The sequence below is a fragment of the Methylomagnum ishizawai genome, from assembly GCF_900155475.1.
Taxonomy (GTDB): Bacteria; Pseudomonadota; Gammaproteobacteria; order Methylococcales; family Methylococcaceae; genus Methylomagnum; species Methylomagnum ishizawai_A.
The window spans coordinates 40,001-62,564 of record NZ_FXAM01000004.1; the positions used below are offsets into that span (position 1 = coordinate 40,001).

The window sequence follows — 22,564 nt, forward strand, 5'->3', positions numbered from 1 at the left end:
AGGCCGAAAGGCGTAGTCGATGGAAAACGGGTTAATATTCCCGTACCCGTACCAACTGCGATGGGGTGACGGAGAAGGCTAGGTCAGCCGGGTGTTGGATGTCCCGGTTTAAGCAGGTAGGAAGGTTCCTTAGGCAAATCCGGGGAATCAATTCCGAGATGTGACGACGGAGCCCCAGCAATGGGGCCGAAGTGATTGATGCCATGCTTCCAAGAAAAACCTCTAAGCTTCAGGTTGGATCGGGCCGTACCAAAACCGACACAGGTGGGCAGGGTGAAAATCCCCAGGCGCTTGAGAGAACTCGGGTGAAGGAACTAGGCAAAATGGTACCGTAACTTCGGGAGAAGGTACGCCCCCGGTACGTGAGGCCCCTCGCGGGCGCAGCGGATGGGGGTTGCAAGAAAACGGTGGCTGCGACTGTTTATTAAAAACACAGCACTCTGCAAACACGTAAGTGGACGTATAGGGTGTGACGCCTGCCCGGTGCCGGAAGGTTAATTGATGGGGTCAGCGCAAGCGAAGCTCTTGATCGAAGCCCCGGTAAACGGCGGCCGTAACTATAACGGTCCTAAGGTAGCGAAATTCCTTGTCGGGTAAGTTCCGACCTGCACGAATGGCGTAACGATGGCCACACTGTCTCCACCCGGGACTCAGTGAAATTGAATTGGCTGTGAAGATGCAGTGTACCCGCGGCTAGACGGAAAGACCCCGTGAACCTTTACTATAGCTTTGCACTGGACTTTGACTTCGCTTGTGTAGGATAGGTGGGAGCCTGTGAAACCGGGACGCTAGTTCCGGCGGAGGCAACCTTGAAATACCACCCTGGTGAATTCGGAGTTCTAACCTAGGTCCGTGATCCGGACCGGGGACCGTGCATGGTGGGTAGTTTGACTGGGGCGGTCTCCTCCCAAAGAGTAACGGAGGAGCACGAAGGTGCGCTCGGCACGGTCGGACATCGTGCTATGAGTGTAAGAGCAAAAGCGCGCTTGACTGCGAGACATACAAGTCGAGCAGGTACGAAAGTAGGTTCTAGTGATCCGGTGGTTCTGTATGGAAGGGCCATCGCTCAACGGATAAAAGGTACTCCGGGGATAACAGGCTGATACCGCCCAAGAGTTCATATCGACGGCGGTGTTTGGCACCTCGATGTCGGCTCATCACATCCTGGGGCTGTAGCCGGTCCCAAGGGTATGGCTGTTCGCCATTTAAAGTGGTACGCGAGCTGGGTTTAGAACGTCGTGAGACAGTTCGGTCCCTATCTGCCGTGGGCGTTGGAGATTTGAGGGAAGTTGCTCCTAGTACGAGAGGACCGGAGTGAACGAACCTCTGGTGTTCCGGTTGTCACGCCAGTGGCACAGCCGGGTAGCTATGTTCGGACAGGATAACCGCTGAAAGCATCTAAGCGGGAAGCCCCTCCCAAGATGAGATCTCCCTGGGACCTCGAGTCCCCCGAAGGGCCCTGGTAGACCACCAGGTTGATAGGCTGGGTGTGGAAGTCCAGTAATGGATGAAGCTAACCAGTACTAATTGCCCGTGAGGCTTGACCATATAACACCCAAACGGTGTGGTGTTGACGCATTACGCGACGTGTACGTTTTCCAGTGTTGTTTGAGCTACGCTCCGACCGACCAGTTTTGCCTGGTGGCCATAGCGAGCGGGAACCACCCGATCCCATCCCGACCTCGGAAGTGAAACCGCTTAGCGCCGATGATAGTGTGGTTACCCATGTGAAAGTAGGGAACCGCCAGGCATCTAAATAGAAAAGCCCCTTGCCCTCCACAGGACATGGGGCTTTTTCTTTGGCCGGAGGAAACCGGCCGGGGCGTTCCCCGCGCCCGTCCCATCGATCAGCTTCCCGCCTTCCGGCTCAGCCGACTCCTCACATCGTCCCAGGATTCGCCGGGCCGGGCGTGTTTTTCGATCTCTTCCCGCGTGATTTGGCTGGGTTGTTTGGATTTCGACGGTTTGGGCTGTTGCCATTTGGCGGCGAAGCCCAGGAATGCTTGGTCGTAATCGGCGGGACGCTTCTTTGTTGCGGTCCAGTGGTCGAAAGCATTCTTGCAAGCGTAGGGATCGAGGCGCGGATAAAGCTCCCGGAATCTTTCGATGGTCGCGGGCTTCAGTTCGGGCGCTCCGGCGGGCAAAGCGGCGGCGGAAAGCGGGACTTCTTCTTTGAACTTGAAGGTAAATTCCAGACGTTCCACCGAGCGGCTTTTCTTGATGGCCTTCCACTGGATATCCAACTGGTTCTTCTCCCGGAGTTCCTGTACTGCGGGATCGATGACGCGGCGTTGCAAATCGAAAAAGCGCGGATATTGGGATTCCAGTTCGAGCCACGTCTTGAAATCCTTCAGCAGGACGATCAACCGCCCGGTTTTCTTGTATTGCATGAGGAACTCGAACAGGCGGATCGAATAGGTCGAGCGCAGGCTGGAGATTTGCTCAAGCTGATAGGAAGTAAAGCGTTCACGCAGCAAGCTGAGGTATGGCGCTATGTCGTAGCTGAAGCGCAGCGTTACCCGGCTTTCGCCAGTTTCGTACTTCACATAGGAAACCCAGCGGAAGCGCTCGCGGGCTTTACCGTCGTGGGTTCGGATATCGCGTTCGTAAAGGGCGGTAGCGGCGTCCTCCAACTCCCGATAAGCGTTCTTCATGTCCAGTGAGAACATCGCGGCGAAGTCGGCCACGTTCACCGTGAACAAGTCGTCTTTGGCTAAGGGCTGGCGGGGGTCCAGTTGCGCCACGCAACACAGGACCAAGCGTTGTTCGTTGAGGTTTAGGCGATAGCTGGCTTGTATCAAGGCGTTGGCCTTGGTCACGACAAAATTTTTAAGTTCCATGCTCGGAGTCCCCTTTGGAATAGGAATAGCCCGTTCCAGTCTACGCACGTCCCCGTGAAAATCAACGACAAAAAATTTATTTGTCGTTGATTTGTGGATAACTCGCGGATATCACCGCTTTTCTGTCGTTGTTCAACCGTTTTTGCGTCGTTATTCAACCGCCTTTCTGTCGTGGTCAACCGTTTTTTTGTAGTCGTTTACCGTCTTTTTGTCGTCGTGTGGACGCTGGAAACCTTGTCCGCCGCAGCTTCCAGCGCCGGAAAACAAGGAAAAACAGGGGAAAAACAAGGAGGAAAAACAGGTTGAAAAAAGAGGGCGGGCCGCACCGTCTTTTTGTCGTCGTTGCGATTTGTCGCCACGCTTGGAAACAAAAAAGCCCCGTGTCCTCCAGGACGCGGGGCTTTTTCTCAGGTCCGGGGCCGCCATTACGGGCCGATGGCGTCCACCGGCGTCAGCGTCATCTCGCCGCCGAAGATCGAGGCATTGGCGAAACCGTAGCCATGGGCGCACACCAAGCTGACCTGGGCCTCGACCTCGGTGGTGAAGCGGTTCAGGGCGACCAGGCTCACGTTGGACAAACGCGACCAGTCCGAGGAGGTATCCACCGTGTAGTACTCGGTACCGGCCTGGGTCTGGTTGTGCAGGAAATAGCAACTGGCCCCACTGTTGGGGGCGTAGGAATGCCCGTCGATCCGGGCGGTGATGAGATAGCTGCCAGGAGCGACCGTGGTGGTCAACACGGCGACCGGCGTCCCGAAACTGGAGGTCGAACCGCCGGGAACGTTGACGCCGCCGCCATGGGTGTAATAGCCGGTGCCGGCGGACGCGCCGACGCTCAAGACCGCGGCCGCGACCGCGATGAAAGCCTTGCTCAGAGTGTTCATGGAGTTCTCCCGCGTTGTTGGGGTTGGGTGGGTTCCGGCGACGGGGAGAACTATAAGAAAGTCCCAAAACCTAGGCAGTGATGTTTTTCCGTATAGGCATGTGAATATTAACGGGGCATATGTGTTTTTATAGCTAGACAGCCCCAACAGCACACGCCCCGGCCATGCCTTCTAGGCGGTGAAATTCGACCTGCGGGTCTTTCCCGCGCCCGTCCAACCTGTCAGCATGGCCCTTCCGTTGGTTCGTTGCCAAAACTATCGATAACCCCATCGAGGAGGAGCTATGTCCGAAGAAAATCAAAATGCCGCGCCGATCCGCACCACGGGCGGCAAGTTGCAGGTGGCCGGGGTGGTGATCCTGGCCGGCGGGGTGGTCGCGACGGTGGTGGGGGGCTGGTGGGGACCGGCCTTGCTGTTCCCTGGCGCGGTGATTTTCGCATTGGGGCGGTTTATGGAGTGAGCCGAAGGACAGGGACTAACCCGCGACTCCGTCCCGCGCTTTCAAAAATCCCGGACGGTCGTTTGTCCGCCAAAACGGGCGGGCAAACGCACCCTTTGCAAACTTATCCCGCCACGGTCAATCCCGTGGCCGGGATTGGCGTCCCGGAATACGAAGACGCACAGCCGCGCTATCAAATTGCGGCTTTTTATGTGCGACGTTCATGCACGTCTATCAATGATGCGGGCTGAACGCGGCTGCCTCCGGGCAGGCCGGTTTCCTTCGTGCCGGTACGCCATCCGCGTTTAGTCCCATCTCCTTACGTTTGGCGTCGTTCGGGGAGGGGTTCCAAACTCGTTCATGAAGGTATCATCATGAACAGCACCGATCTCGTGCCGGTTTTCGCCGGCGAACTCAACGGGCAAACCGTCCAACTCGTCGATGCCCGCGATCTTCACACCTTCCTCGGCGTGGCCCGCGACTTTTCCAACTGGATCAAGAAACGCCTCAAAGATGGCGGTTTCATTTCCAATCAGGACTACGTGGAGGTTTTCGCCAAATCTGGCGAAAACCCCCTCGGGGGCCGCCCACCTATCGATTACCAACTCACCCTCGAAACCGCCAAGCACATCGCCATGATGGAGCGCAACGCGAAAGGCCATCAGGTCCGCACCTACTTCATCGAATGCGAACGCCGTGCCCATCCGCGCCGCCCTCTCCGAACTGGCCCGCCAACACCTGGAACGCGGCGAATCCCCGCTGGAGGTCGTCGGGCGCGTGCGCAAGGGCTTCCCAGGCGTCGGCGACATGCTGGTGATCCAGGCCGCCGAACTCTGGCAGCTCACCTCCGCCCTGGCCGGTTGCGCCGCTGCCCCTGGAAGGGCCGATGGACGCCCTCCACAGGCTCGAAGCCCGCACCGGGCGCGACGGGTATCCAAAATAGGCGGGGCACAAAAAAAGCCGCTCACGCGGCTTTTTCGCGCCGGGACGGCTTCAGGCGGCGGTCATCGCGCCCAGCAGCGCGAAGGCCGCGATCCAGCCCAGCGCCATGGTGAAACCCCAAACCAAACCCTCGCCCACGGTCTTCAACAACTTGCCCATGATCGCCTCCGCTGGAATGTGTATGTAGGGAAAAAAACGGCACGTCACCGCCCCGCATCATAGGGGCGGCGACGGTACGGGTCAACGCGGCGGCGGCTCAGGAAGCCTGGGCGGCCTGGGCGGCGGCCCGCTTGGCGCGGTCGCGCTTCACGATGTCCAGCACCGTGTCCTTGCTCAGGTTGAGCTGGCGGGCGATCCGCCGGTAGGAATAGCCGCTGGCGACCAGCCCCAGCACCTTGGGAGCCAGGAATTCGGAGGTCTGCCGCGGTTCGGAGAACACCTGCCTGTAGACGTTGCCGGATGGGCGGCGGTCGGAATCGACCAGTTTGCCGTTGAACACAAAGGCCGAGAAATCGGGACAGGCCAGGCCGGAAGCGCAAGTCTTGCGGCTCGGGCAGGCGTCGCAGGGCGCCTTGCTGGGCTGGGAGGAGAGTCCGGGGATGGACTCACGGCCCGTGTCCTGCTTGAAAGCCTCGGTATCGACGTAGACTTCGGCGATTTGGAACATGCGTCATACCCTGCTCGGTGCGGTGCGGATTCATGGGGCCATCGTTAGAGGCCGGGCTTGGATCGGCCATCGGGGGGGAAGCGCCGGGGGATTGCCCAACCGGGCGGCTTCGGGGGTGAGTGTATCTGCTGCCGCCGGATGGAAGCTGTGAACTAGATATCTGGACATTTGTGATTTTTTACCGCCCGTGGCGACGCCGGAAACCCCGCCACGGACCGCCGGTTTCAGTCCAGCCGTTCGGCCCGGCCCGTGGCCGCCGAGCGCAGGGCGGCGCCGATCAGGCGGCAATTGGCTTTGGCGTCCGCCAGCGCCAGGGCGGGCGTCCGGCCCTCCAGGACGCAATCGGCGAAATGCTCGACCTCCAGCCGGAAATGATTGGCCGGGGCCAGCCGCTCCACGCCCTCGCGGCCCTCCTCGGTCCACCAGGAAATCACCGGCGTATCGCCCGGCAACTGCCACACGGTATGGCACTTGGCCCCGCCCTGGGTGCCGATGATCTCGTATTCCGAGCGCCTGGCCCGCTCGAAACTGAAATCGAACAGCCCATGCCGCCCCCCGCCGAAATCCACCACCCCGCTCATGCCGGTGTCCGCGCCGTGCGCGTTGTAATGGGCCAGGGCGGCCACGGCCAGCGGCGGCGTGTCGAGGTAGGCCCGCAACGAATGGATGGCGTAGCAACCGATATCCCACATCGCGCCGCCGCCCTGTTCGGGGGGACGGTCGATCCGGTACATGCGGGCCGGGCGCATGGTGAAGGAATAAGTGGCGCGGACGCTGCGGATATCGCCCAGGACGCCCGCGTCGAGCAAGTCGCGGATGCGTTGGTGCTGGGGATGGAAGCGGTACATGAAGCCTTCCATCGCCACCAGGCCGCGGTCCTGGGCGGCCCGTTCGATGGCCTCGATATCGGCCACGCGCAGGGCCATGGGTTTCTCGCACAGGAGGTGCTTGCCGGCCTCCAGGACTTTCAAACCCCATTCGGCGTGTTCCTGGTTGGCGAGCGGCAGGTAGACGGCGTCCACCGCCGGGTCTTCCAGCAGGGGCTCCAGGGCGTCGTAGGTTTTCGCGCCGTGGCCGGGGGCATAGCGGGCGAGGCAGGCGGCGGCGGCGCCGGGGCGGCGGCTGGCGATGGCGACCAGTTCGGAATCGCGGGCCTCGACGATGGCGGGCAATAGGCGTTCGTTGACCCTGGCGGCACCGAGGATGCCCCAGCGGAGTTTACGGGTGGATTCGGACATGGCGATGGCCTCCGGGTGGGTGTTGCGGGGCGACAGCCTAGCGTGGCGGGACGGGGCGGCGCTAGCGGCGAAGTGAAAACCGGACTTGACCTTTAAATGATAACCATTATCATCTAGCAAACGCCCCACACACCGGGAGACCCTATGAACGCCATGCCGACACGCCCCGCCGGGACCGGACAGGCCGCCCCGCTCGACCCTTCGTTGCAACCCCTGCGCTTCTTGCTGATGCGCTACGCCCGCGCCCCCTCGGCCTCGACGGCGGGCCGGATCGCCGATTGCGTGGACGGCTTGCTAGCCGGGGGGGATGGCCGGGTGCCCTTGCGGGAGCGATGCACCTACCGGCGGATGCGGGCCTATTGGCGGCTGGTCGAGCGTTTGGGGTGAAGCCATGAAGCAGACTTGCCGCGTCCAGACCCTCGCCAGCGAAAGCGGGTGTTCGGTCGATTATTGCCCCGGTTGCAACGCCTTCCATGTGAAGATCGGTTTCGCCACCTTGAATTTCAATCCCGAAGGCTTCGCGGTCCTGGCGGCGACGCTGGGCACGGCCCTGGCGCGGTTCCAGGGCCAGCGGCGGCGGGAGGCGCAGGACGGCGTCCAGGAAGGGCCGGGCGGCGGGGTGTTCCACTGAATCGAGGCTAGGCAGTAGGCAGCGTGCCCGTCCCCGGCGTGCCGGGGCTGGGATTCCGCCCGGCACCGTGCCGGGCTTTTTTTTGCGCGGGCAGCGACCGAGAAGCACGCCCGGCCCGGCGAATCCTGGGACGACGCACGGCGCAGATTGAGCCGGAAAGCGGAGCATCCCCCCTACGTGCGCCACCGCACCGACTTCCGCCCCGTTTTCCAGGCTAAATCGCGCTTTCCCCACGACCGGAGGGCCGTCCCATGCCAGCCACAGCCTCGAAGATGGAAGAAGCCACGCGGGCCTGTATCGACGCCTGCGCCCATTGCCACCAAACCTGTCTGGAAACCGCCATGAACCATTGCCTGGAGACCGGCGGCGAACACGTGGCCCCCGAGCATTTCCGCCTCATGCTGGGTTGCGCCCAGTTGTGCCGGCTCGCGGCGGATTTCATGCTGACCGGCGTCAGGTTCCACCACCGCCTGTGCGGGCTGTGCGCCGAGGTCTGCGAAGCCTGCGCCCACGATTGCGAACGCATCGGCGGCATGGAGCGCTGCGTTGCGGCCTGCCGGGCCTGCGCCCAGAGTTGCCGCCAGATGGCGGGTTCCCACCCCCTGCCCTGAACGCCGCGCCGGAGGCCAGATGCCCGACGGCCCGCCCCCGTGGCAATCCCTATCCCCCTGGGAAGTTTCGCCGCTATGTGCGTTGCCCAACCGAAAAACCCCCGCCGATCCGGTATCTTCAACAGGAATCGCGGGCCGGACCCGGCCCCGATTCCCAGGATTCTCATCGACCACGGTCGCGACGGGAGGTGGTTATGAATGACGAGCAACGCGATACCTATGGCATGTATAAGTCCGCCGGACCCGGCCCCCGCCTGATGGGCGCGGATACCCTGCTCGGGGACGATGTATGCAATGCGCGGGGCGAGGTTTTGGGCGATATCAAGGAAATCATGCTGGACATGAACACCGGCACGGTGGCCTATGCGGTCTTGTCCTTCGGTGGCCTGATGGGGATCGGGGAAAAGCTGTTCGCCGTGCCCTGGAACGCCCTGAAGCTCGATACCTTGAATAAGCGCCTCGAACTGGATATCGATAAATCGGTATTGGAGAACGCGCCCGGCTTCGACAAGGACGATTGGCCCGATATGGCCAACCCGGATTGGATGGCCCAGGTGAATAATTATTACCGGGCTTATCAGCATCCGGCCAACCCAACCCGCATGTGACTCGCCATGTGGAGCAAACCAAGGAACGCGCCCCGTTCGCCCTGGTCCGAACGGGGCCGGGTGGCCTATTTAATCCTATACGCCCTGGGCCTGCCGGTGGGTGTGCTATTGGTCCTATGGGTGATTTTCGGCAACAACCTGTTCGGGCCGGGCTGAATCAGCGGGCCGGGCCGGCGGCGATCTGTGCGATAACGTACAGACTCCACCGGATTCCCGGCCTAGCTTCGGCCCCCTATCATCATCGGCACGCTAAAATCCCAAGGATCGGGAGCCATTTATGCCGAAAGGATTCAGCCTCTTTCTCTCCACCCTGGCGGTGGTTTCGGCCCTGGGCTTCGATAGCGTCCGGGCCGCCCCCGCCGCCCCGCAAGAAAACACCGGACGCAACACCCGCGACCAAGGCGGCAATACCGTCACGCCGGAAGACCAAAACGAATCCAGCGCCGACCGCAATCTCGCCGCCTCGATCCGCAAGGCCGTGGTCAAGGACAAATCCCTTTCCGTCGATGCCCATAACGCCAAGATCATCGTGCGCGGCGGCCTCGTGACTTTGCGCGGCCCGGTGGAAACCCCCGCCGAGAAAACCAAATTGCAAACCATCGCCGAGCGAACCCGCGGCGTGAAACAAGTGGACAACCAGCTCGAACCCAAGTCGCCTTAACGGCCCCCAGGAGATCGCCATCATGAAGAAAGCGGTATATTGCATCGCCCAGGATATGCAACAGGCGGAGTTGATCGTGGACCGGCTGAAACTGGCCGGATTCTCCAATAACGATATTTCGGTGCTGTTCCCGGACAAATCCGGCACCCAGGATTTCGCCCACGAGAAACATACCAAGGCACCCGAGGGTGCGACCATCGGCGGCGGTACCGGCCTGGGCATCGGCGCGATACTGGGCTGGTTGGCGGGTATCGGCAGCTTGGCGATACCGGGGGTCGGTCCCTTGATCGCCGCCGGGCCGATCATGGGGGCTTTGGGCGGGGCGGCCGTCGGGGCCGCCGCCGGGAGTTTGACCGGGGCTTTGATCGGGCTGGGGATACCCGAATATGAGGCCAAGCGCTACGAGGGCAAGATCAAGGGTGGCAACGCCCTGATCTCGGTGCATACCGAAAGCGCGGAGGCACGGGACAAGGCCAAGGATATTTTCGAGCGGGCCAACGCGGAGGATATTTCGACCTCGGGCGAAACCACCGTGAAAACCTAGCGTAATCCCCTGCGGCGCCGGGGTCGGCCTTGTATGGGAGATATCCGCATGAAAACCTGGGCTGGATTATGCGCCGCGTTATTGCTGGCCCTGGGGCTGGCCGCTATGCCGGGCTGCGCCCCGACCCCGAAATCGGAAGGGACCGGGGAATATCTGGACGATAGCGCCATCACCACCAAGGTGAAGGCGGCTTTGCTCAATTCGCCGGGCCTGAGTTCCGGCGATATCAATGTCGAAACCTTCAAGGGCGTGGTGCAATTGAGCGGTTTCGTCGGTTCGCGCAGCGAAATCCGGCAGGCGGTGGAAGTCGCCCGCAATGTTGCCGGGGTGAAAACCGTCAAGAACGATATCCGGCTCAAATGATCCGCATGCGCCGGGGCCGCCTTGATCCCATCCCGCCATCCGCCTATCCTCCCCGTGCCGCGGGTCGCTCCTGCGGTCGGGATTGGTCTCCTGTTGGAAGAAACGGCGCAGTCATCATCCGTTCGTGGCTGTGTCCGGTGTTCGCACCTACTTATGGTGGGCTGGACGGGGCAGCTGTAAGGCTGGCCGTTGCTTTCCGGTAAGACCAATTCCGTTCAGTCCACCTCCATACGATTGGTCTCGTTTGGGAGTGGTGTCTACTTTCCTTATCTTGAAAGCAGCCATGTCTATACCTACCCCTCCGGGCGCTTCCGCGTTCAACCAACTCGTTCCTGTCTTCCTGGGCAAAATCGGCGGTGTGCAAATGCACGTTTGCGATGCCCGCACGCTCCATGCCTTCCTTGAAAACGGCGACGAGTTCGCCCACTGGATCAAGGACCGGATCAAGAAGTACGAATTTATTGAGAATCAAGACTTTGCGATTGTTTGGGAAAATTCCCAAGCAAAACGCGGGGGCCACAACCGCAAGGACTACTACCTCGCCCTCGACATGGCGAGGGAATTGTCGATGGTCGAAAACAACGAAAAAGGCCGGGAGGCCCGCCGCTACTTCATCGACTGCGAACGCCGCCTGCGCGAAACCGCCCAGTCCCGCGCCCAGAACCTCCTCACCGACGAACTCCAATCCGCCATCAACCAGGAAGCCCACACCCTGGCCCTCAGGAGTTTCGGCCCCATCCGCGCCGCCCTCTCCGAACTGGCCCGCCAACACCTGGAACGCGGCGAATCCCCGCTGGAGGTCGTCGGGCGCGTGCGCAAGGGCTTCCCAGGCGTCGGCGACATGCTGGTGATCCAGGCCGCCGAACTCTGGCAGCTCACCTCCGCCCTGGCCGGTTGCGCCGCCGCCCTGGAAGGGCCGATGGACGCCCTCCACAGGCTCGAAGCCCGCACCGGGCGCGACTGGTATCCAAAATAGGCGGTGGCCCACCGCGGCGGTTATGAATCCCATCCGGGATAAAACCCTTGCGGCCCCGTGGAATCCCCTAGTAAACATACCTAGGTATTTCCAGGGACCGGAATGGATGCAATTTTAGCGGTTCCCTCCGGTCGAAAGGATATCCGACGATCAATAGATACTCCAGGAGACCGGTTATGAATTGGGATGTTGTGAAAGGCCAATGGCATCAGGTCAAAGGTTCGGTCAAAGCCCAATGGGGCCGTTTGACCGACGACGAGTTGGAACAGGTGGCCGGTGAACATGAAAAGCTGGTCGGCTTGATCCAGGAACGTTATGGCCTGGCCCGCGACGAAGCCGAGCGGCAGGTCGATAACTTCAATTGGACTATCAAGCATTGACCGATTGCGATAGGTCCGGGGCGGGCCGGGCATGGAAGCCCGGCCCGCCGCCATTTTCCACGGATGCGTGTTCCATCTGAGTAGATCATTGGCGAAAGCTACAGCGCTTGGATAGGTTCTAAGCGCTGCTTTTTTATCCGGTGGTTTTCGGATGGCGCATCGCCTGTCGGCGGGATTATTCCGGGCTTATGGCCTGGGTTATCCATGGGATGCGAACAATACCGGCAACCGGGGAATCCCCATGATCCATAGGAATACCGGAACCCCGGCGGCATGGCCGACGCCCTGCGCCGCACCGCCCAGAACCTGGACTCGGAACAGCGCCCGGCCTCGGCCCAATGGGTAGGCCGGGCGGCGGATTCGCTGGACCGCATCGCCGGGAACCTGAGCCCACAAGACGCCCGCGCCCTGCTCGGCCAGGTCGAGGACTACGCCCGCCAGCATCCGGGCCTGTTCTTCGGTGGCAGCGTCGCCGCCGGGGTGGTGCTGGCGCGGTTTCTCAAGGCCACGGCGCGGGCCTCCGCCCCGAACCCGGCCCGCCCATCCGCAGCTCGCGAGGGAACGCAACCATGACTTCCGACGAAAACCCGGCCAAGCGGGAATTCTCCTTGGCGACCCTGTTTTCCGACTTGAGCCGCGAATTCTCGACCCTGGCGCGCCAGGAAACCCAACTGGTCAAGGCCGAAATCGCGGCCAAGCTGGCCGACGCCAAGGCGGGCGCGGGCGGGATCGCCATCGGCGGCGGCTTGCTGCTGGTCGGCATCCTGATCCTGGCCCTGGCCTGGGTGGCGGGCGTGAACCAAATGCTGGGCGCGACCGCGCTGGATTATCCCTGGCTGTCGCCCTTGCTGGTCGGCCTCGCGCTGACGGCGGCGGGAACCGGCCTCCTGCTGTGGGGCCGCCATAACCTGAAACTGGGCGACCTCGCGCCTCGCCGCAGCGGCGAATCCCTGCGGCGCGATTCCGAGCTGCTGAAGGAACAGTTCAAATAGGGAGGACCGCCCATGGCGACTTTGATCGGCACGGAACGCCCGGTGATCGACACCTTGAACCATCTGCTGGAACTGGAGTTCGGCGCGGCGGCGGCCTACGAGGCGGCCATCCAGCGGTTGGACGATCCCGTCGCCCGCGACCAGCTCGGCCAGTTCATGAACGATCATCTGCGCCATATCCAGGAACTCGGCCACCTCCTGCGCGATAGGGGTCGGCGGCCGCCCGACGAGGCCGATTTCAAGGCGGTGCTGACCCAGGGCAAGGTCATCATCGGTGGCTTGGTCGGCGATATCGGCATCCTCTCGGCCATGCGCTCCAACGAGGACGGCCCCCATCAAGCCTATGAACAAGCCCTGGAGCGCGACGACCTCGCCCCCCGCCTGCAAAATACCCTGACCGGCAACCTGGCCGACGAGCGCAGGCACCGCGCCTGGCTGGAAGACCGCCTGTCGAACCTGTGAGCGCGACCACGTCCGCGATGAATACGTAAAAGCGGGAATCATGCTCAGGGTCGGACGGGCCGAATATGAGTTGAACCCTTATTTGTTCGCCAAAGGTAAATGGAAGGCGATACGGGAACGACGCCAGGAATTCCGCGCGAAAATCACCTACGGCCCCAAAGGCAGGACCATAGAAACCGAAGTGAGCGGCGAAACCATCCAAGCCGGGGCACAGGATCGAACCCCTCCCACCGATCCGTAACGCGCCGCCGACCGTCCGGGCCTACGTGCCCCACCTCTACCCACCCTCGACAAGGAACGTCCATGGGCCGCTTGAACCGCTTCACCGCCTGGGTGCCAACACAGCGCACCCATCCCTCCGTTGCCCGCGCCCCGGAGCGCCGCCGCGCCCCCCGCCTGGACGATCCAGGCGGCGGGCCGGGACCGATCCGCTTCGAGGTGTTCGGCCCGGCCCGCTTGCGCCAGCTCGCCACCGGACTCGCCCGCGCCCAGAAAACCGGCCCCGCCGCCCCCCGCCGCGAACTCCTGCCCAGGGTGCGGGAAAACGCCCGCCTGCTCCGCACCGCCTACCGCGCCGTGGTGGCGGCGGTCGGGGAAGGCCGGGCCATCACCCAGGCGGCGGAATGGCTGCTGGACAACATCCACACCATCGAGGCCCAGATCGGCGGGATCGAATCCGACCTCCCGGACGGCTATTACCGGGGCTTGCCCCGGCTGGCGGCGGGGCCGCTGGCGGGCTATCCCAGGGTCTACGGCCTCGCCTGGGCCTGGATCGCCCACACCGACAGCCGGTTTTCGGCGCAATCGCTGGCCGGGTTCGTGCGGGCCTACCAGACGGTCGAGCCGCTGCGGCTGGGCGAACTGTGGGCGGTGCCGATCACGCTGCGGGTGGTGCTGGTCGAGAACCTCCGGCGGCTGGCGGTGCGGGTCTTGCGCGGTTTGAAGGCCGACCCGGCCCCGTCCGCGCGGTGGCAACGCGCCGCCGAGAACGCCGACAACCTGACCGCCCGCCACATCATCACCAGCATGAAGGCGATAGCGGCTTTCGAGTGGCCACGCTTCGTGGAGGATGTGAGCGTGGTGGACGAATGCCTACGCGCCCACGCCGGCTATGCGGAGATGGATTTCGCCACCCGCGACCGCTACCGCCACGCCATCGAGAACCTGGCCCGCAATTCGCCCCATACCGAATTGGAAATCGCCTGCCGGGTGGGCGAACGGGTGGAACGGGCCGCCGATCCCCGCGCCCAGGAACCCGGCTATTACCTGATCGGGCCGGGGCGTTATGGCTTCGAGCGGGAGGTCGGCTTCCGGCCCTCGCCGAAGCAGCGCTTCCTGCGGGCCTATGTGGCCCAGGCGTGGCCGATTTATCTCGGCAGCGCCACGGTGCTGGCCCTGGCGGCGTTGGTGCCGTTTTGGAGCGCGGCCCACGCGGCGGCGCTGGCGGGTGTTTTTGCCCTGTTCCCGGCCATGGATATCGCCATGGGCCTGCTGAACCGTTTCATCCTGCTGGGATTGCCGCCCGCCCATCTGCCCCGGCTGGAATTCGAGCGCGGCGTGCCGGAGGACCGCGCCACCTGCGTGGCGGTGCCCACGCTGTTTTTGAATACCCAGGGGGTGCGCGAACAGATCGCGCAATTGGAAATCCATTACCTCGCCAATCCCGGCGGCGCGGTCTATTTCGCCCTGCTGTCCGACTGGGCCGACGCCGACCGCGAGACCCTGCCGGAGGACGGTCCCTTGTTGCGGCTCGCCCTGGACGGCGTGGCGGCGCTGAACGCCAAATATGGGGCGCGGCGTTTCTTCGTGTTCCACCGCAGGCGGCTGTGGAACCCCGCCGAAGGCCGCTGGATGGGCTGGGAACGCAAACGCGGCAAGCTGCACGAATTCAACCGGCTATTGCGCGGGGCGGCCGATACCTCGTTCCTGGACCCGGACGGGGCACCGCCGGGCGTGCGCTACGTGCTGACCCTGGACGCCGATACCCAACTGCCCATGGGCGTGGTGGCGGCTTTGGTCGGGGTCGCGGCGCATCCTTTGAACCGGCCCGTGTTCGATCCGGTGGCGCGGCGGGTGGTCGAGGGCTATGCCATCTTCCAGCCCAGGGTCACGCCGGCCCTGCCGGGGCGGCGGGAACGCTCGCTGTTCCACCGGGTGTTCGCCGGGGCCAGCGGCCTGGACGCCTATTCCAGCTCGGCCTCCGAGCTTTACCAGGATTTGTTCGGGTCGGGCACCTACAGCGGCAAGGGCTTGTACGAAATCGATAGCTTCGAGGCGGCCCTGGCCGGGCGGGTGCCGGACAACACCCTGCTCAGCCACGACCTGTTCGAGAGCGTGTTCGCCCGCTGCGCCCTGGTCGGCGATATCTCTTTGTTCGAGGAGTACCCCTCCCACGTCGGCGTCGCCGCCCTGCGGGAACACCGCTGGGCGCGGGGGGATTGGCAGTTGCTGCCCTGGATATGCGGGAGCCGTCGCCATGGGGTGCCCCTGGCCGGGCGCTGGAAGATGCTGGACAACCTGCGCCGCTCGCTGTCCGCACCGGGGGCGTTCGCGACCTTGGTCGCGGCCTGGGCGGTGCCGGGGATGCCGGTGGCATGGGCGCTGGGCTTGGTGCTGGCGGCCCTGGGCCTGCCCGCGCTGCTGGCGGTGGTGGACGGGTTCGGCCCGCCGCCGCCCGATGTGCCGCTGGTCATCCATCTCCGCGCCAAGGCCGGGGCGGTGTGGCTGGAAACCGCCCGCGGCTTTTTCGGCCTGGTCCTCCTGGCGCAGCGGGCCGGGCTGATGCTGGACGCCGTGGGCCGCAGCCTGTGGCGGCTCTATGTCAGCCGCCGCCATTTGCTGCGCTGGGTCACGGCCTTGGAGGCCAAGATGGCGGCGGGCCGGGGGCCGAAGGAGTGCCTCCTGCCGATGGCCTTGTCGTCGGCGACGGTCGGCGGGATCGCGGCCCTGGTCTGGTGGTCCGACCCGGCCCGGCTCGGCCTGGCCGCGCCGTTCCTGCTGCTGTGGTGGCTGGCCCCCCTCGTGGCCCATGGCCTGGGCCGCCCGCCCCGGCCCGACCGGGCCGAACTCCCCGACCCCCAGGCCATCGCCCGGCTACGGCGGGTGGCGCGGCGGACCTGGCGTTTCTTCACCACCTTCGTCACCGCCGCCGGAAACCACTTGCCGCCGGACAATTTCCAGGAAATCCCGGAGCCGGTGGTGGCCCAGCGCGGCTCGCCGACCAATTTCGGGCTGTACCTGCTGTCGGTGGCGGCGGCGCGGGATTTCGGCTGGTTGGGTTTGGCCGACGCCCTGGACCGGCTGGAGGCCAGCCTGGATACATTGGACCGGCTGCCGCGCCTCAACGGCCATTTCTACAACTGGTACGACACCCGCGCCTTGGACGTCCTGGAACCGCGCTTCGTCTCGACCGTGGATAGCGGCAACCTGGCCGGGCACCTCCTGACCCTGGCCGCGCTGTGCCGGGAATGGGCGGCGCGGCCCTTGGATTTGCCCACGGCGCTGAAGGGGCTGGCCGATACCCGGCACCTGCTGGATTCCGCCCTGGACCTGGTTCCCGCATCCGCCCCGCTGGCGGAACTCCGCCGGAAATGCGCCGAGTTCGGGGCCTTGCTGGAACGGCCCCCGACCGTGGCCGAGGATTGGCACCGCTTATGGGGCCAGCTTCCGGCCCGCGCCGAGGGCTTGCTGGAATCGGCCCAAGCCCTGGCCGACGGCCAGGGCGGCGTGGAGGCCCGCGAAGTCCTGGCCTGGGCCGAAGCCTTGCGGGAGGACGTCCGTTCCCATCTGCGCGATATCGACGGGTTCCTGCCCTGGCTCGGGTGGGCCGGCCATCCCGACGCGGGGCCGCTGGAACACCTCGCCTTGGCGACGCCCCTGGGCGAACTGGCCCCGGCCTACGCCCTGGCCTTGGCCGGGTTGCGCGGGCCGTGGGCGGTCGCGGCCTTGCTGCGCCGGGCCGGGGAGCGGGCGGCGGAACTGGCGCGGCGGTTGGAGCGACTCGCCGTCCGGCTGGAAGCCCTGTTCCAGGGGATGGATTTCCGTTGCCTCTACGATGGCGAGCGCAACCTGTTTTCCCTGGGCTACCAGGTCGCAGCGGGCCGGCTCGACCCCAGCTATTACGACCTGCTGGCCTCGGAAGCCCGGCTCGCCAGTTTCATCGCCATCGCCAAGCACGAGGTGCCCGCCGCGCATTGGCTGCGCCTGGGCCGCCGCATGGTCCATACCCGCCGCGGCGGGGTGTTGCTGTCCTGGTCGGGTTCGATGTTCGAATACCTGATGCCCGCCCTGGTCGGCTACGCGCCGCGCTATAGCCTGCTGGACCGCACCTGCCGCCGGGCGGTGGCGCGGCAGATCGACCATGGCCGGCAACTCGGGATTCCCTGGGGCGTTTCGGAATCGGCCTGCAATGGCCGCGACGCGCAGGGCACCTACCAATATTCGGCCTTCGGCGTGCCGGATTTGGGGATGAAGCGGGGATTGGGGCGGGATTGGGTGGTCGCGCCCTACGCCACGGCCCTGGCCGCGATGTATTACCCCAAGGCCGCCGCCCTCAACTACGACCGCCTGGCCGATCTGGGGGCCGAGGGCCGCTACGGGTTCTACGAAGCCCTGGATTTCACCCCGTCCCGCCTCGGCGCGGGCCAGCGCTTCGCGCCGGTGCGTTGTTACATGGCCCACCACCAGGGCATGACCCTGGTCGCGCTCGCCAACGCCGTCCATGACGGGACGATGCGCCATCGTTTCCATTCGGTGCCCAGGGTCCGCGCCGCCGCCCTGTTGCTGGCCGAGCGCTGCCCGGACGGGGCCGAGACCCGCAATCCCTTGCCGGCCGAGGCGGTGGTCTCGGCCCAGGCGGTGATCCGGGTTGGGGGAGGTTCCGGCTAGGAGCACCATCAGCGGAACTCATCCGCGCATCCAAGGTCCAACCGCGCATCAGGTTCCTCAAGGAGGCACCCTTCCCAGATTGCCAGGGAATGGACTCCCAACGACCGGAAGCCGATAGGATCCCCTCTCTCTCCCCTATCGGCTTTTTTGTCGCCCGCGTTCAGCCCGCCCGCAGCCGCTCCCACACCGCCCGGATGATCTCCAGCGACGCATCCTCCGGGTTCAGCGCCCCGCACGCCGCCATCAAGCCCCGGTTGCCCCGCCACAGCGCGAACCGCTTGCGGATGTCCGCCCCCAGTCCGTAGCGGTTCAATTCTTCCAGTCCGGTTTCCGGCAGGTGGGCGATGATCCTGGCCTCCCGCTCCGACAGGTGGTCCAGCGTCCGCGCCACGGCATCGTGCAGGGTCAAGGGGCAATCCGGTTCTGATTTCGGGTCGAACGGGGCGTGGGGGGTGTTCATCGATCTATCGGGGGCGGAAGGCCACGGGAACGGGCCGGGAAAGGGATGATGGTCCGGTCTGGGCGGCGGCGGCAAGCCCAGACCCGCCTGCCGGGGCGCGACCGGAATCCGGTGCCGCAACGGTCCCGGTCCCACCGGCGGTCATCGGCCTATTTGATAGATAAAAGCGATTATAAAAATAAAAACAAACGATTTTATTTATAAACCCGGCTTCTCCACACTGTGCCCCAAGCCGCACCGTCGGCTCCTACCCCGCCACCATAGGAGAGCCCCCATGAACCTCCGCGCCTACATCGCCCTCGCCGCCCTGGCCGTCGCCCAAGCCGCCTCCGCCCAGGGCGGAACCCTCCCTGGAACCCAGGACACCGGTCCGGCCCCGGCCAGTGCCGCCTCCGCCCCGGCCATCCCCGGCATGGCCCAGCCGGTTCCGGCCCGCGCAGCGCCCAAGGCCGAAATCCTCTATGTGGACCAGGCCAGCGGCCCGGCCATCTACAGCTATCCCACCCGTGGCGACGACCGCCATTGAGCGCCGGGGAGGCGACAGACTGCTCCCCCGCCATGCTTGGCAATAAGTGGTTCGCCGTATTGGCCCGGCGCGGCGGCGCGGGGAAGATGGAAGGGTCGCGCCACATTCCTACCCTTTGGCCGAGGTACGGGAATGCGCGCAGGAGGCGGAAGCGGCCCAAGGATGGAAAGGCCGGCCCGGGCAACCGGGACCGGCCTTTTGCTTATTCCGGGGCGCGCCGGTCTTGAACCCCCAACACGGTGGATATTGCCATGGCAAACCCAAGCCCGCAGCCGGCCACGCGGTCGGAACCCTTCCCCGGCCCGCGATTGTCCCTGGACGATCCCGGCCCCTCGTTCGAGGCCGAATTGATGCGGCGCATTTCCGAATGCGCCTACCTGAAGGCCGAGCAAAGGGGCTTCGAGCCGGGCCACGAGATGGACGACTGGTTGGCCGCCGAGGCCGAGGTCCGGGCGGCGCTCGCCAGCGAAGGGAACTGATTCCGGCCCGGCCACCGGCCTAGGTAATTCTCCCGATAGGCGGCGGGGAACGCCTTGGGGCATCATGCGCCCGTCCCCGCAAGGAGGCGCAATGGATGCGCGCGCCGGGCACAGGGAAGGCCAAAGGATGCGTCTAGGCCGGCTTGGGCAACCCAGCCGGCCTTTTTGCGTCCGCTTCCCGGCGCGGGGATGGCCTACACTAGGACCGAAGGGGCCGCCATCGCGGGCCCATCCCGCCCATCCCGCCGCCATGTTCAAACTGTTCTTCAATTGGCCCGCCTGGGCCATCGCCGTGATCTACCTGCACCGGTCGAGGCCGGTGTTCCTGCCCGGCAACCGCCGGGTCGAAGTGCGCGACGCCCAGGGCCGCCGGACCGGCGTATGGGACCACGCCGGGCGCAAGGGCTGGCTCAGGGTGGCCTGAGCTTGGATCGCGCGCCTATGGGGATTTTAAGGCGCTCTTAAGGAAGGCCCGGCTAACCTAACGCCTCATCGTTCATTGATATCCCCTAGGCCTCTGTGTCGGGCCGGTTCCCCTCCCCCGGGAACCGGCCCTTTTTTTGCCGGTGTCGCCCCTCAGCCGTCCTTGGCCCGCTGTCCTGGGCCGAACACCTGCCGCCGCAGGCCGGGACTCACCCCCAGGGCGATGCCCGCCACCAGGGCCATCAAGGCCAGATCGCGGGCCTTGATGCGGTTCTCGCCGATCAACTCGGCGGCGGCGGCCCCCAGCAGGCCGGCCGGATGGGCGCCGTGTCCATGGAGTTCATGGGCGGGGCGCGCAACCGGGGCGGGCGGCCCGGCCTGGGCCGTTCCCCGGACGATGTGGACCGCCCACCACAAGGCCAGCGCCGCCGCCAGGATGACCAGTCCCCCCACCACCCCACCGGCCAGCCAAGGCGGCCAGTGCGCCCGCAGCGAGCCATAGCCCCCAGCGATGATCGCCGCCAGCCCTTCCAGCGCCGCCAGCAGGGCGAACAAGGCCAGCCCCGCGCCCAGCAGGGAGCGCGACAGGCCGTGCCGCAGCCGGTCCTTCCCGGCGCTCAACCATTCCGCGAGCGTGGTTTGCGACATGGCGCCCGTCAACGGCGGTTGCCGAGCAGGCTACCGAGGACGAAACCGGCCCCCAGCGCGAAAAACACGCTGCTGATGGGCCGGGCTTCGATGTAATGCTCCAGGTTCTCATGGACGGCGCGGACCCGATGGCGGGCCTGGCCGTAGACCGCCCGGCCCTGTTCCGCGCCCAAGTCCTTGACGGCGGTCATCAGATGGCCGAGGTCGGCCTTCAGGGCGGACACCTCTTGCTGTAGTTCCGTGGTCATTTGCTCGGTGGCCGTGGGCATGGGGATTCTCCTGAATTGATATGATATGACATGAAATTAAATGGAATGTCATGGGATGGAATAGAATAGGATGGAATGCAACGACATCGCATCGCATGGAATGACATGGAAACCCGGCGTCCACTGATTCCCTCTCCGGCCCGCCGCCGGGCGCTGCCGTGGCGGCATGGGAAGGATCGTCCGGGATCGGGTGGGGCGGGAGCTTGGCACTCCCGCCGATGGAACCCGCGGCTCAGTGGTAGGAACGGCCACCCACCAAGGTGCCGAGGGCGAAGCCGGTGCCGAACGCCATCAGCACGCTGCTGATGGGCCGGGACTCGATGTAATGGCCCACCTGCTCCTGGGTCTGGACCGCCTGGCCCCGCACCGCCTCGCCCGCGTCCTGGGCGCGGGCGTAGAGTTGTTTGCCCTGTTCCACGCCCAAATCCTTGAGCGTGTTTATCAGGGTGCCGAGGTCGCCCTTGATGCTGGCGATATCCTGGCGCAATTGGCCCACGTCCGTGCCCACGTTTTGCATTTCAGCCATGACCGTTTCTCCTTGGTTGAAGGCCCGGCGGAGGGCCGGACCGGGTCCATGGCGGCGGGGAAGACGACCCGCCCGCGCCGCACCGCGGTGCCCTGGGGCACCGACGAGGTTTCGACCCTGCCGCCGCCGCCAAAGTTGCCGGGGTCGGCACCGATGTGTCGGGCGGTCCGGGGGAATCAGGAACCTTGCGTATGGGCGGGAGTCGGCTTAGGAAAGCGTCGGCCCCGGACCGCCTCCCATGTATCCGGCCCTCGAACTCATCATCGGGCTTTTGATCGCCGTGACGGCCCTGGCCGTCGTGGCGCGGCGGGTGCCGTTGCCGTTCCCGGTGCTGTTGGTCCTGTGCGGGATCGCGCTGGGGTCCGTGCCGGGGGGGCCGCGGGTCGAACTCGATCCCAGCCTGGTGTTCCTGTGCTTCCTGCCGCCCTTGCTGTACCAGGCGGCGGCGTTCACCTCCTGGCCCGAATTCCGCGCCAACCTGCGACCCATCGGCTTGCTGGCCCTGGGCTTGGCGGCGGGCTGGACGGCGGCGGCGCTACGAGGAGCGCCTGCGCCAGCTGGAGGATACCGCGATCAACCCGGACGGCACCGCCGCCGAGACCCCCCGCGCCCAATACGAGCACGCCAAACGCGCCGTCCTCGGCGCGGAACACAGCGTCCTGTTGGAACTGCGCGAGCAGGGCCATTTGTCGGAAGAGTCCGTGCGCCGCATCCTGCGGGAAATCGACCTTGAGGAATCGCGCCTGGGCAAAGGCAAACCCGAGGGTCCGGGCGGCCCGGCATAGGGTATATGTGCGGGTATGGTGATACCCAAACTACCCGATGGGCGTTGACTTATAGGGGAACGGAAAGCTGGCTCCCGCAAACCTCGGCCATTTTACCCACCGTCACGGTGATCTTATTGGCGCAAAGATGGGCTTGTTCGGGGTCGTTGAAAAAGCCGATGACGACCCCGGCGGTCTGGTGGAAATAGCCGGTCGAAGAGCGGATTAATTCGGTGATCAAGACGTTCATAATGGCTTCCTAGCGATCGGGAAAAGGGCGCTCAATCATCCTGTTTGAGTGGCCGTTACGCCCTGGCGGCAATATGGTGCGGACGGACGGGTAC

The 22,564-nt window shown here is 64.7% G+C and carries 28 protein-coding genes, 2 rRNA genes and 1 pseudogene (1 of these 31 only partly in view); 22 read left to right on the forward strand and 9 right to left on the reverse strand.

The genetic code is table 11. From position 1 onward, the window contains the following. Together B9N93_RS23400 and rrf are read left to right on the forward strand one after the other, a co-directional pair. Positions 1 to 1,548, forward strand: a 23S ribosomal RNA gene (locus tag B9N93_RS23400) (it extends 1,343 nt beyond the left edge of the window). Between the two features lie 89 nt (positions 1,549 to 1,637). Then, positions 1,638 to 1,750, forward strand: a 5S ribosomal RNA gene (gene rrf, locus B9N93_RS23405). Positions 1,751 to 1,847: 97 nt separating this feature from the next. Here rrf and B9N93_RS23410 read toward each other — a convergent pair. Further along, positions 1,848 to 2,840 carry a replication initiation protein gene (locus B9N93_RS23410; RefSeq protein ID WP_085216798.1) on the reverse strand — a complete coding sequence of 331 codons (993 nt, stop codon included), beginning with the start codon at positions 2,838 to 2,840 and terminating at the stop codon, positions 1,848 to 1,850. 425 nt (positions 2,841 to 3,265) lie between these two features. Continuing rightward, complete coding sequence (locus B9N93_RS23415; RefSeq protein ID WP_085216799.1) at positions 3,266 to 3,724, reverse strand: hypothetical protein; 459 nt, start codon at positions 3,722 to 3,724, stop codon at positions 3,266 to 3,268. Between the two features lie 283 nt (positions 3,725 to 4,007). Between B9N93_RS23415 and B9N93_RS25850 the strand changes: the two genes are divergently transcribed. Together B9N93_RS25850 and B9N93_RS26940 are read left to right on the forward strand one after the other, a co-directional pair. After that, positions 4,008 to 4,184: a hypothetical protein gene (locus tag B9N93_RS25850; RefSeq protein ID WP_176225423.1), complete on the forward strand. Its 177-nt coding sequence runs from the start codon at positions 4,008 to 4,010 to the stop codon at positions 4,182 to 4,184. Positions 4,185 to 4,537: 353 nt separating this feature from the next. Then, a pseudogene (locus B9N93_RS26940) lies at positions 4,538 to 4,753 on the forward strand (antA/AntB antirepressor family protein); the annotation flags it as partial. A gap of 608 nt (positions 4,754 to 5,361) precedes the next feature. Here the strand turns inward: B9N93_RS26940 and B9N93_RS23425 are convergent. Together B9N93_RS23425 and B9N93_RS23430 are read right to left on the reverse strand one after the other, a co-directional pair. Next, complete coding sequence (locus tag B9N93_RS23425; protein ID WP_217807394.1) at positions 5,362 to 5,772, reverse strand: helix-turn-helix domain-containing protein; 411 nt, start codon at positions 5,770 to 5,772, stop codon at positions 5,362 to 5,364. 224 nt (positions 5,773 to 5,996) lie between these two features. Further along, a complete protein-coding gene (locus B9N93_RS23430; RefSeq protein ID WP_085216801.1) occupies positions 5,997 to 7,010 on the reverse strand; it encodes a Gfo/Idh/MocA family protein in 1,014 nt (337 codons plus the stop codon). A 153-nt stretch (positions 7,011 to 7,163) separates the two neighbouring features. Between B9N93_RS23430 and B9N93_RS23435 the strand changes: the two genes are divergently transcribed. The 14 genes from B9N93_RS23435 (at position 7,164) to B9N93_RS26755 (ending at position 18,125) form a co-directional block, all read left to right on the forward strand. Next, positions 7,164 to 7,397, forward strand: coding sequence for a hypothetical protein (locus tag B9N93_RS23435; protein WP_125469196.1), 234 nt, complete (start codon positions 7,164 to 7,166; stop codon positions 7,395 to 7,397). Positions 7,398 to 7,401: 4 nt separating this feature from the next. Next, positions 7,402 to 7,641, forward strand: coding sequence for a hypothetical protein (locus B9N93_RS23440; protein WP_085216803.1), 240 nt, complete (start codon positions 7,402 to 7,404; stop codon positions 7,639 to 7,641). Between the two features lie 251 nt (positions 7,642 to 7,892). After that, a complete protein-coding gene (locus tag B9N93_RS23445; RefSeq protein ID WP_085216804.1) occupies positions 7,893 to 8,252 on the forward strand; it encodes a four-helix bundle copper-binding protein in 360 nt (119 codons plus the stop codon). Between the two features lie 194 nt (positions 8,253 to 8,446). Further along, positions 8,447 to 8,860 (forward strand): PRC-barrel domain-containing protein, encoded by a 414-nt coding sequence (locus tag B9N93_RS23450; RefSeq protein ID WP_085216805.1) that lies wholly within the window; start codon positions 8,447 to 8,449, stop codon positions 8,858 to 8,860. A gap of 6 nt (positions 8,861 to 8,866) precedes the next feature. Beyond that, the gene (locus B9N93_RS25855; protein WP_176225424.1) at positions 8,867 to 9,016 is read left to right on the forward strand and encodes a hypothetical protein; all 150 of its coding nucleotides are present in this window, start codon (positions 8,867 to 8,869) and stop codon (positions 9,014 to 9,016) included. 121 nt (positions 9,017 to 9,137) lie between these two features. Then, the gene (locus tag B9N93_RS23455; RefSeq protein WP_085216806.1) at positions 9,138 to 9,521 is read left to right on the forward strand and encodes a BON domain-containing protein; all 384 of its coding nucleotides are present in this window, start codon (positions 9,138 to 9,140) and stop codon (positions 9,519 to 9,521) included. Positions 9,522 to 9,543: 22 nt separating this feature from the next. After that, positions 9,544 to 10,065 carry a hypothetical protein gene (locus B9N93_RS23460; protein WP_085216807.1) on the forward strand — a complete coding sequence of 174 codons (522 nt, stop codon included), beginning with the start codon at positions 9,544 to 9,546 and terminating at the stop codon, positions 10,063 to 10,065. Positions 10,066 to 10,113: 48 nt separating this feature from the next. Continuing rightward, positions 10,114 to 10,428 (forward strand): BON domain-containing protein, encoded by a 315-nt coding sequence (locus B9N93_RS23465; RefSeq protein WP_085216808.1) that lies wholly within the window; start codon positions 10,114 to 10,116, stop codon positions 10,426 to 10,428. Positions 10,429 to 10,711: 283 nt separating this feature from the next. Next, a complete protein-coding gene (locus B9N93_RS25075; RefSeq protein WP_176225425.1) occupies positions 10,712 to 11,404 on the forward strand; it encodes an antA/AntB antirepressor family protein in 693 nt (230 codons plus the stop codon). 176 nt (positions 11,405 to 11,580) lie between these two features. Then, positions 11,581 to 11,784, forward strand: coding sequence for a CsbD family protein (locus tag B9N93_RS23475; protein WP_085216809.1), 204 nt, complete (start codon positions 11,581 to 11,583; stop codon positions 11,782 to 11,784). Between the two features lie 273 nt (positions 11,785 to 12,057). Further along, complete coding sequence (locus tag B9N93_RS25860) at positions 12,058 to 12,357, forward strand: hypothetical protein (protein ID WP_176225426.1); 300 nt, start codon at positions 12,058 to 12,060, stop codon at positions 12,355 to 12,357. Continuing rightward, on the forward strand, positions 12,354 to 12,776 hold the full coding sequence (locus tag B9N93_RS25865; protein ID WP_176225427.1) for a phage holin family protein: 423 nt from the start codon (positions 12,354 to 12,356) through the stop codon (positions 12,774 to 12,776). Before B9N93_RS25860 ends, B9N93_RS25865 begins: the two co-directional genes overlap by 4 nt. 12 nt (positions 12,777 to 12,788) lie before the next feature. Next, positions 12,789 to 13,238, forward strand: a complete 450-nt coding sequence (locus tag B9N93_RS23485) for a DUF2383 domain-containing protein (RefSeq protein WP_085216811.1) — start codon at positions 12,789 to 12,791, stop codon at positions 13,236 to 13,238. Positions 13,239 to 13,541: 303 nt separating this feature from the next. Next, positions 13,542 to 18,125, forward strand: coding sequence for a glucoamylase family protein (locus B9N93_RS26755; RefSeq protein ID WP_085216813.1), 4,584 nt, complete (start codon positions 13,542 to 13,544; stop codon positions 18,123 to 18,125). 160 nt (positions 18,126 to 18,285) lie between these two features. On the opposite strand, the gene B9N93_RS23500 is transcribed toward B9N93_RS26755, so the two are convergent. Next, entirely contained in the window at positions 18,286 to 18,585 is a 300-nt protein-coding gene (locus B9N93_RS23500) for a DUF6794 domain-containing protein (protein ID WP_085216814.1), read from the reverse strand. 274 nt (positions 18,586 to 18,859) lie between these two features. On the opposite strand from B9N93_RS23500, the gene B9N93_RS23505 reads away from it, so the two are divergent. The 3 genes from B9N93_RS23505 to B9N93_RS25870 all read left to right on the forward strand — a co-directional run bounded on the left by B9N93_RS23505 (position 18,860) and on the right by B9N93_RS25870 (position 20,014). Beyond that, positions 18,860 to 19,111: a hypothetical protein gene (locus tag B9N93_RS23505; protein WP_085216815.1), complete on the forward strand. Its 252-nt coding sequence runs from the start codon at positions 18,860 to 18,862 to the stop codon at positions 19,109 to 19,111. Positions 19,112 to 19,362: 251 nt separating this feature from the next. Next, on the forward strand, positions 19,363 to 19,590 hold the full coding sequence (locus tag B9N93_RS25080; protein WP_125469197.1) for a DUF2934 domain-containing protein: 228 nt from the start codon (positions 19,363 to 19,365) through the stop codon (positions 19,588 to 19,590). A gap of 250 nt (positions 19,591 to 19,840) precedes the next feature. Continuing rightward, entirely contained in the window at positions 19,841 to 20,014 is a 174-nt protein-coding gene (locus B9N93_RS25870; RefSeq protein ID WP_176225428.1) for a hypothetical protein, read from the forward strand. 152 nt (positions 20,015 to 20,166) lie between these two features. Here the strand turns inward: B9N93_RS25870 and B9N93_RS23515 are convergent, their stop codons facing one another. The 3 genes from B9N93_RS23515 to B9N93_RS23525 all read right to left on the reverse strand — a co-directional run bounded on the left by B9N93_RS23515 (position 20,167) and on the right by B9N93_RS23525 (position 21,456). Further along, entirely contained in the window at positions 20,167 to 20,661 is a 495-nt protein-coding gene (locus tag B9N93_RS23515) for a hypothetical protein (RefSeq protein ID WP_125469198.1), read from the reverse strand. An 8-nt stretch (positions 20,662 to 20,669) separates the two neighbouring features. Further along, a complete protein-coding gene (locus B9N93_RS23520; RefSeq protein WP_085216817.1) occupies positions 20,670 to 20,930 on the reverse strand; it encodes an ElaB/YgaM/YqjD family protein in 261 nt (86 codons plus the stop codon). Positions 20,931 to 21,162: 232 nt separating this feature from the next. Then, positions 21,163 to 21,456: an ElaB/YgaM/YqjD family protein gene (locus B9N93_RS23525; RefSeq protein WP_085216818.1), complete on the reverse strand. Its 294-nt coding sequence runs from the start codon at positions 21,454 to 21,456 to the stop codon at positions 21,163 to 21,165. 238 nt (positions 21,457 to 21,694) lie between these two features. Here B9N93_RS23525 and B9N93_RS23530 point away from each other — a divergent pair, with 238 nt between their 5' ends. After that, entirely contained in the window at positions 21,695 to 22,189 is a 495-nt protein-coding gene (locus tag B9N93_RS23530) for a cation:proton antiporter domain-containing protein (RefSeq protein ID WP_085216819.1), read from the forward strand. Positions 22,190 to 22,290: 101 nt separating this feature from the next. On the opposite strand, the gene B9N93_RS23535 is transcribed toward B9N93_RS23530, so the two are convergent. Beyond that, a complete protein-coding gene (locus B9N93_RS23535) occupies positions 22,291 to 22,470 on the reverse strand; it encodes a hypothetical protein (protein WP_085216820.1) in 180 nt (59 codons plus the stop codon). Positions 22,471 to 22,564: the final 94 nt, after the last annotated feature.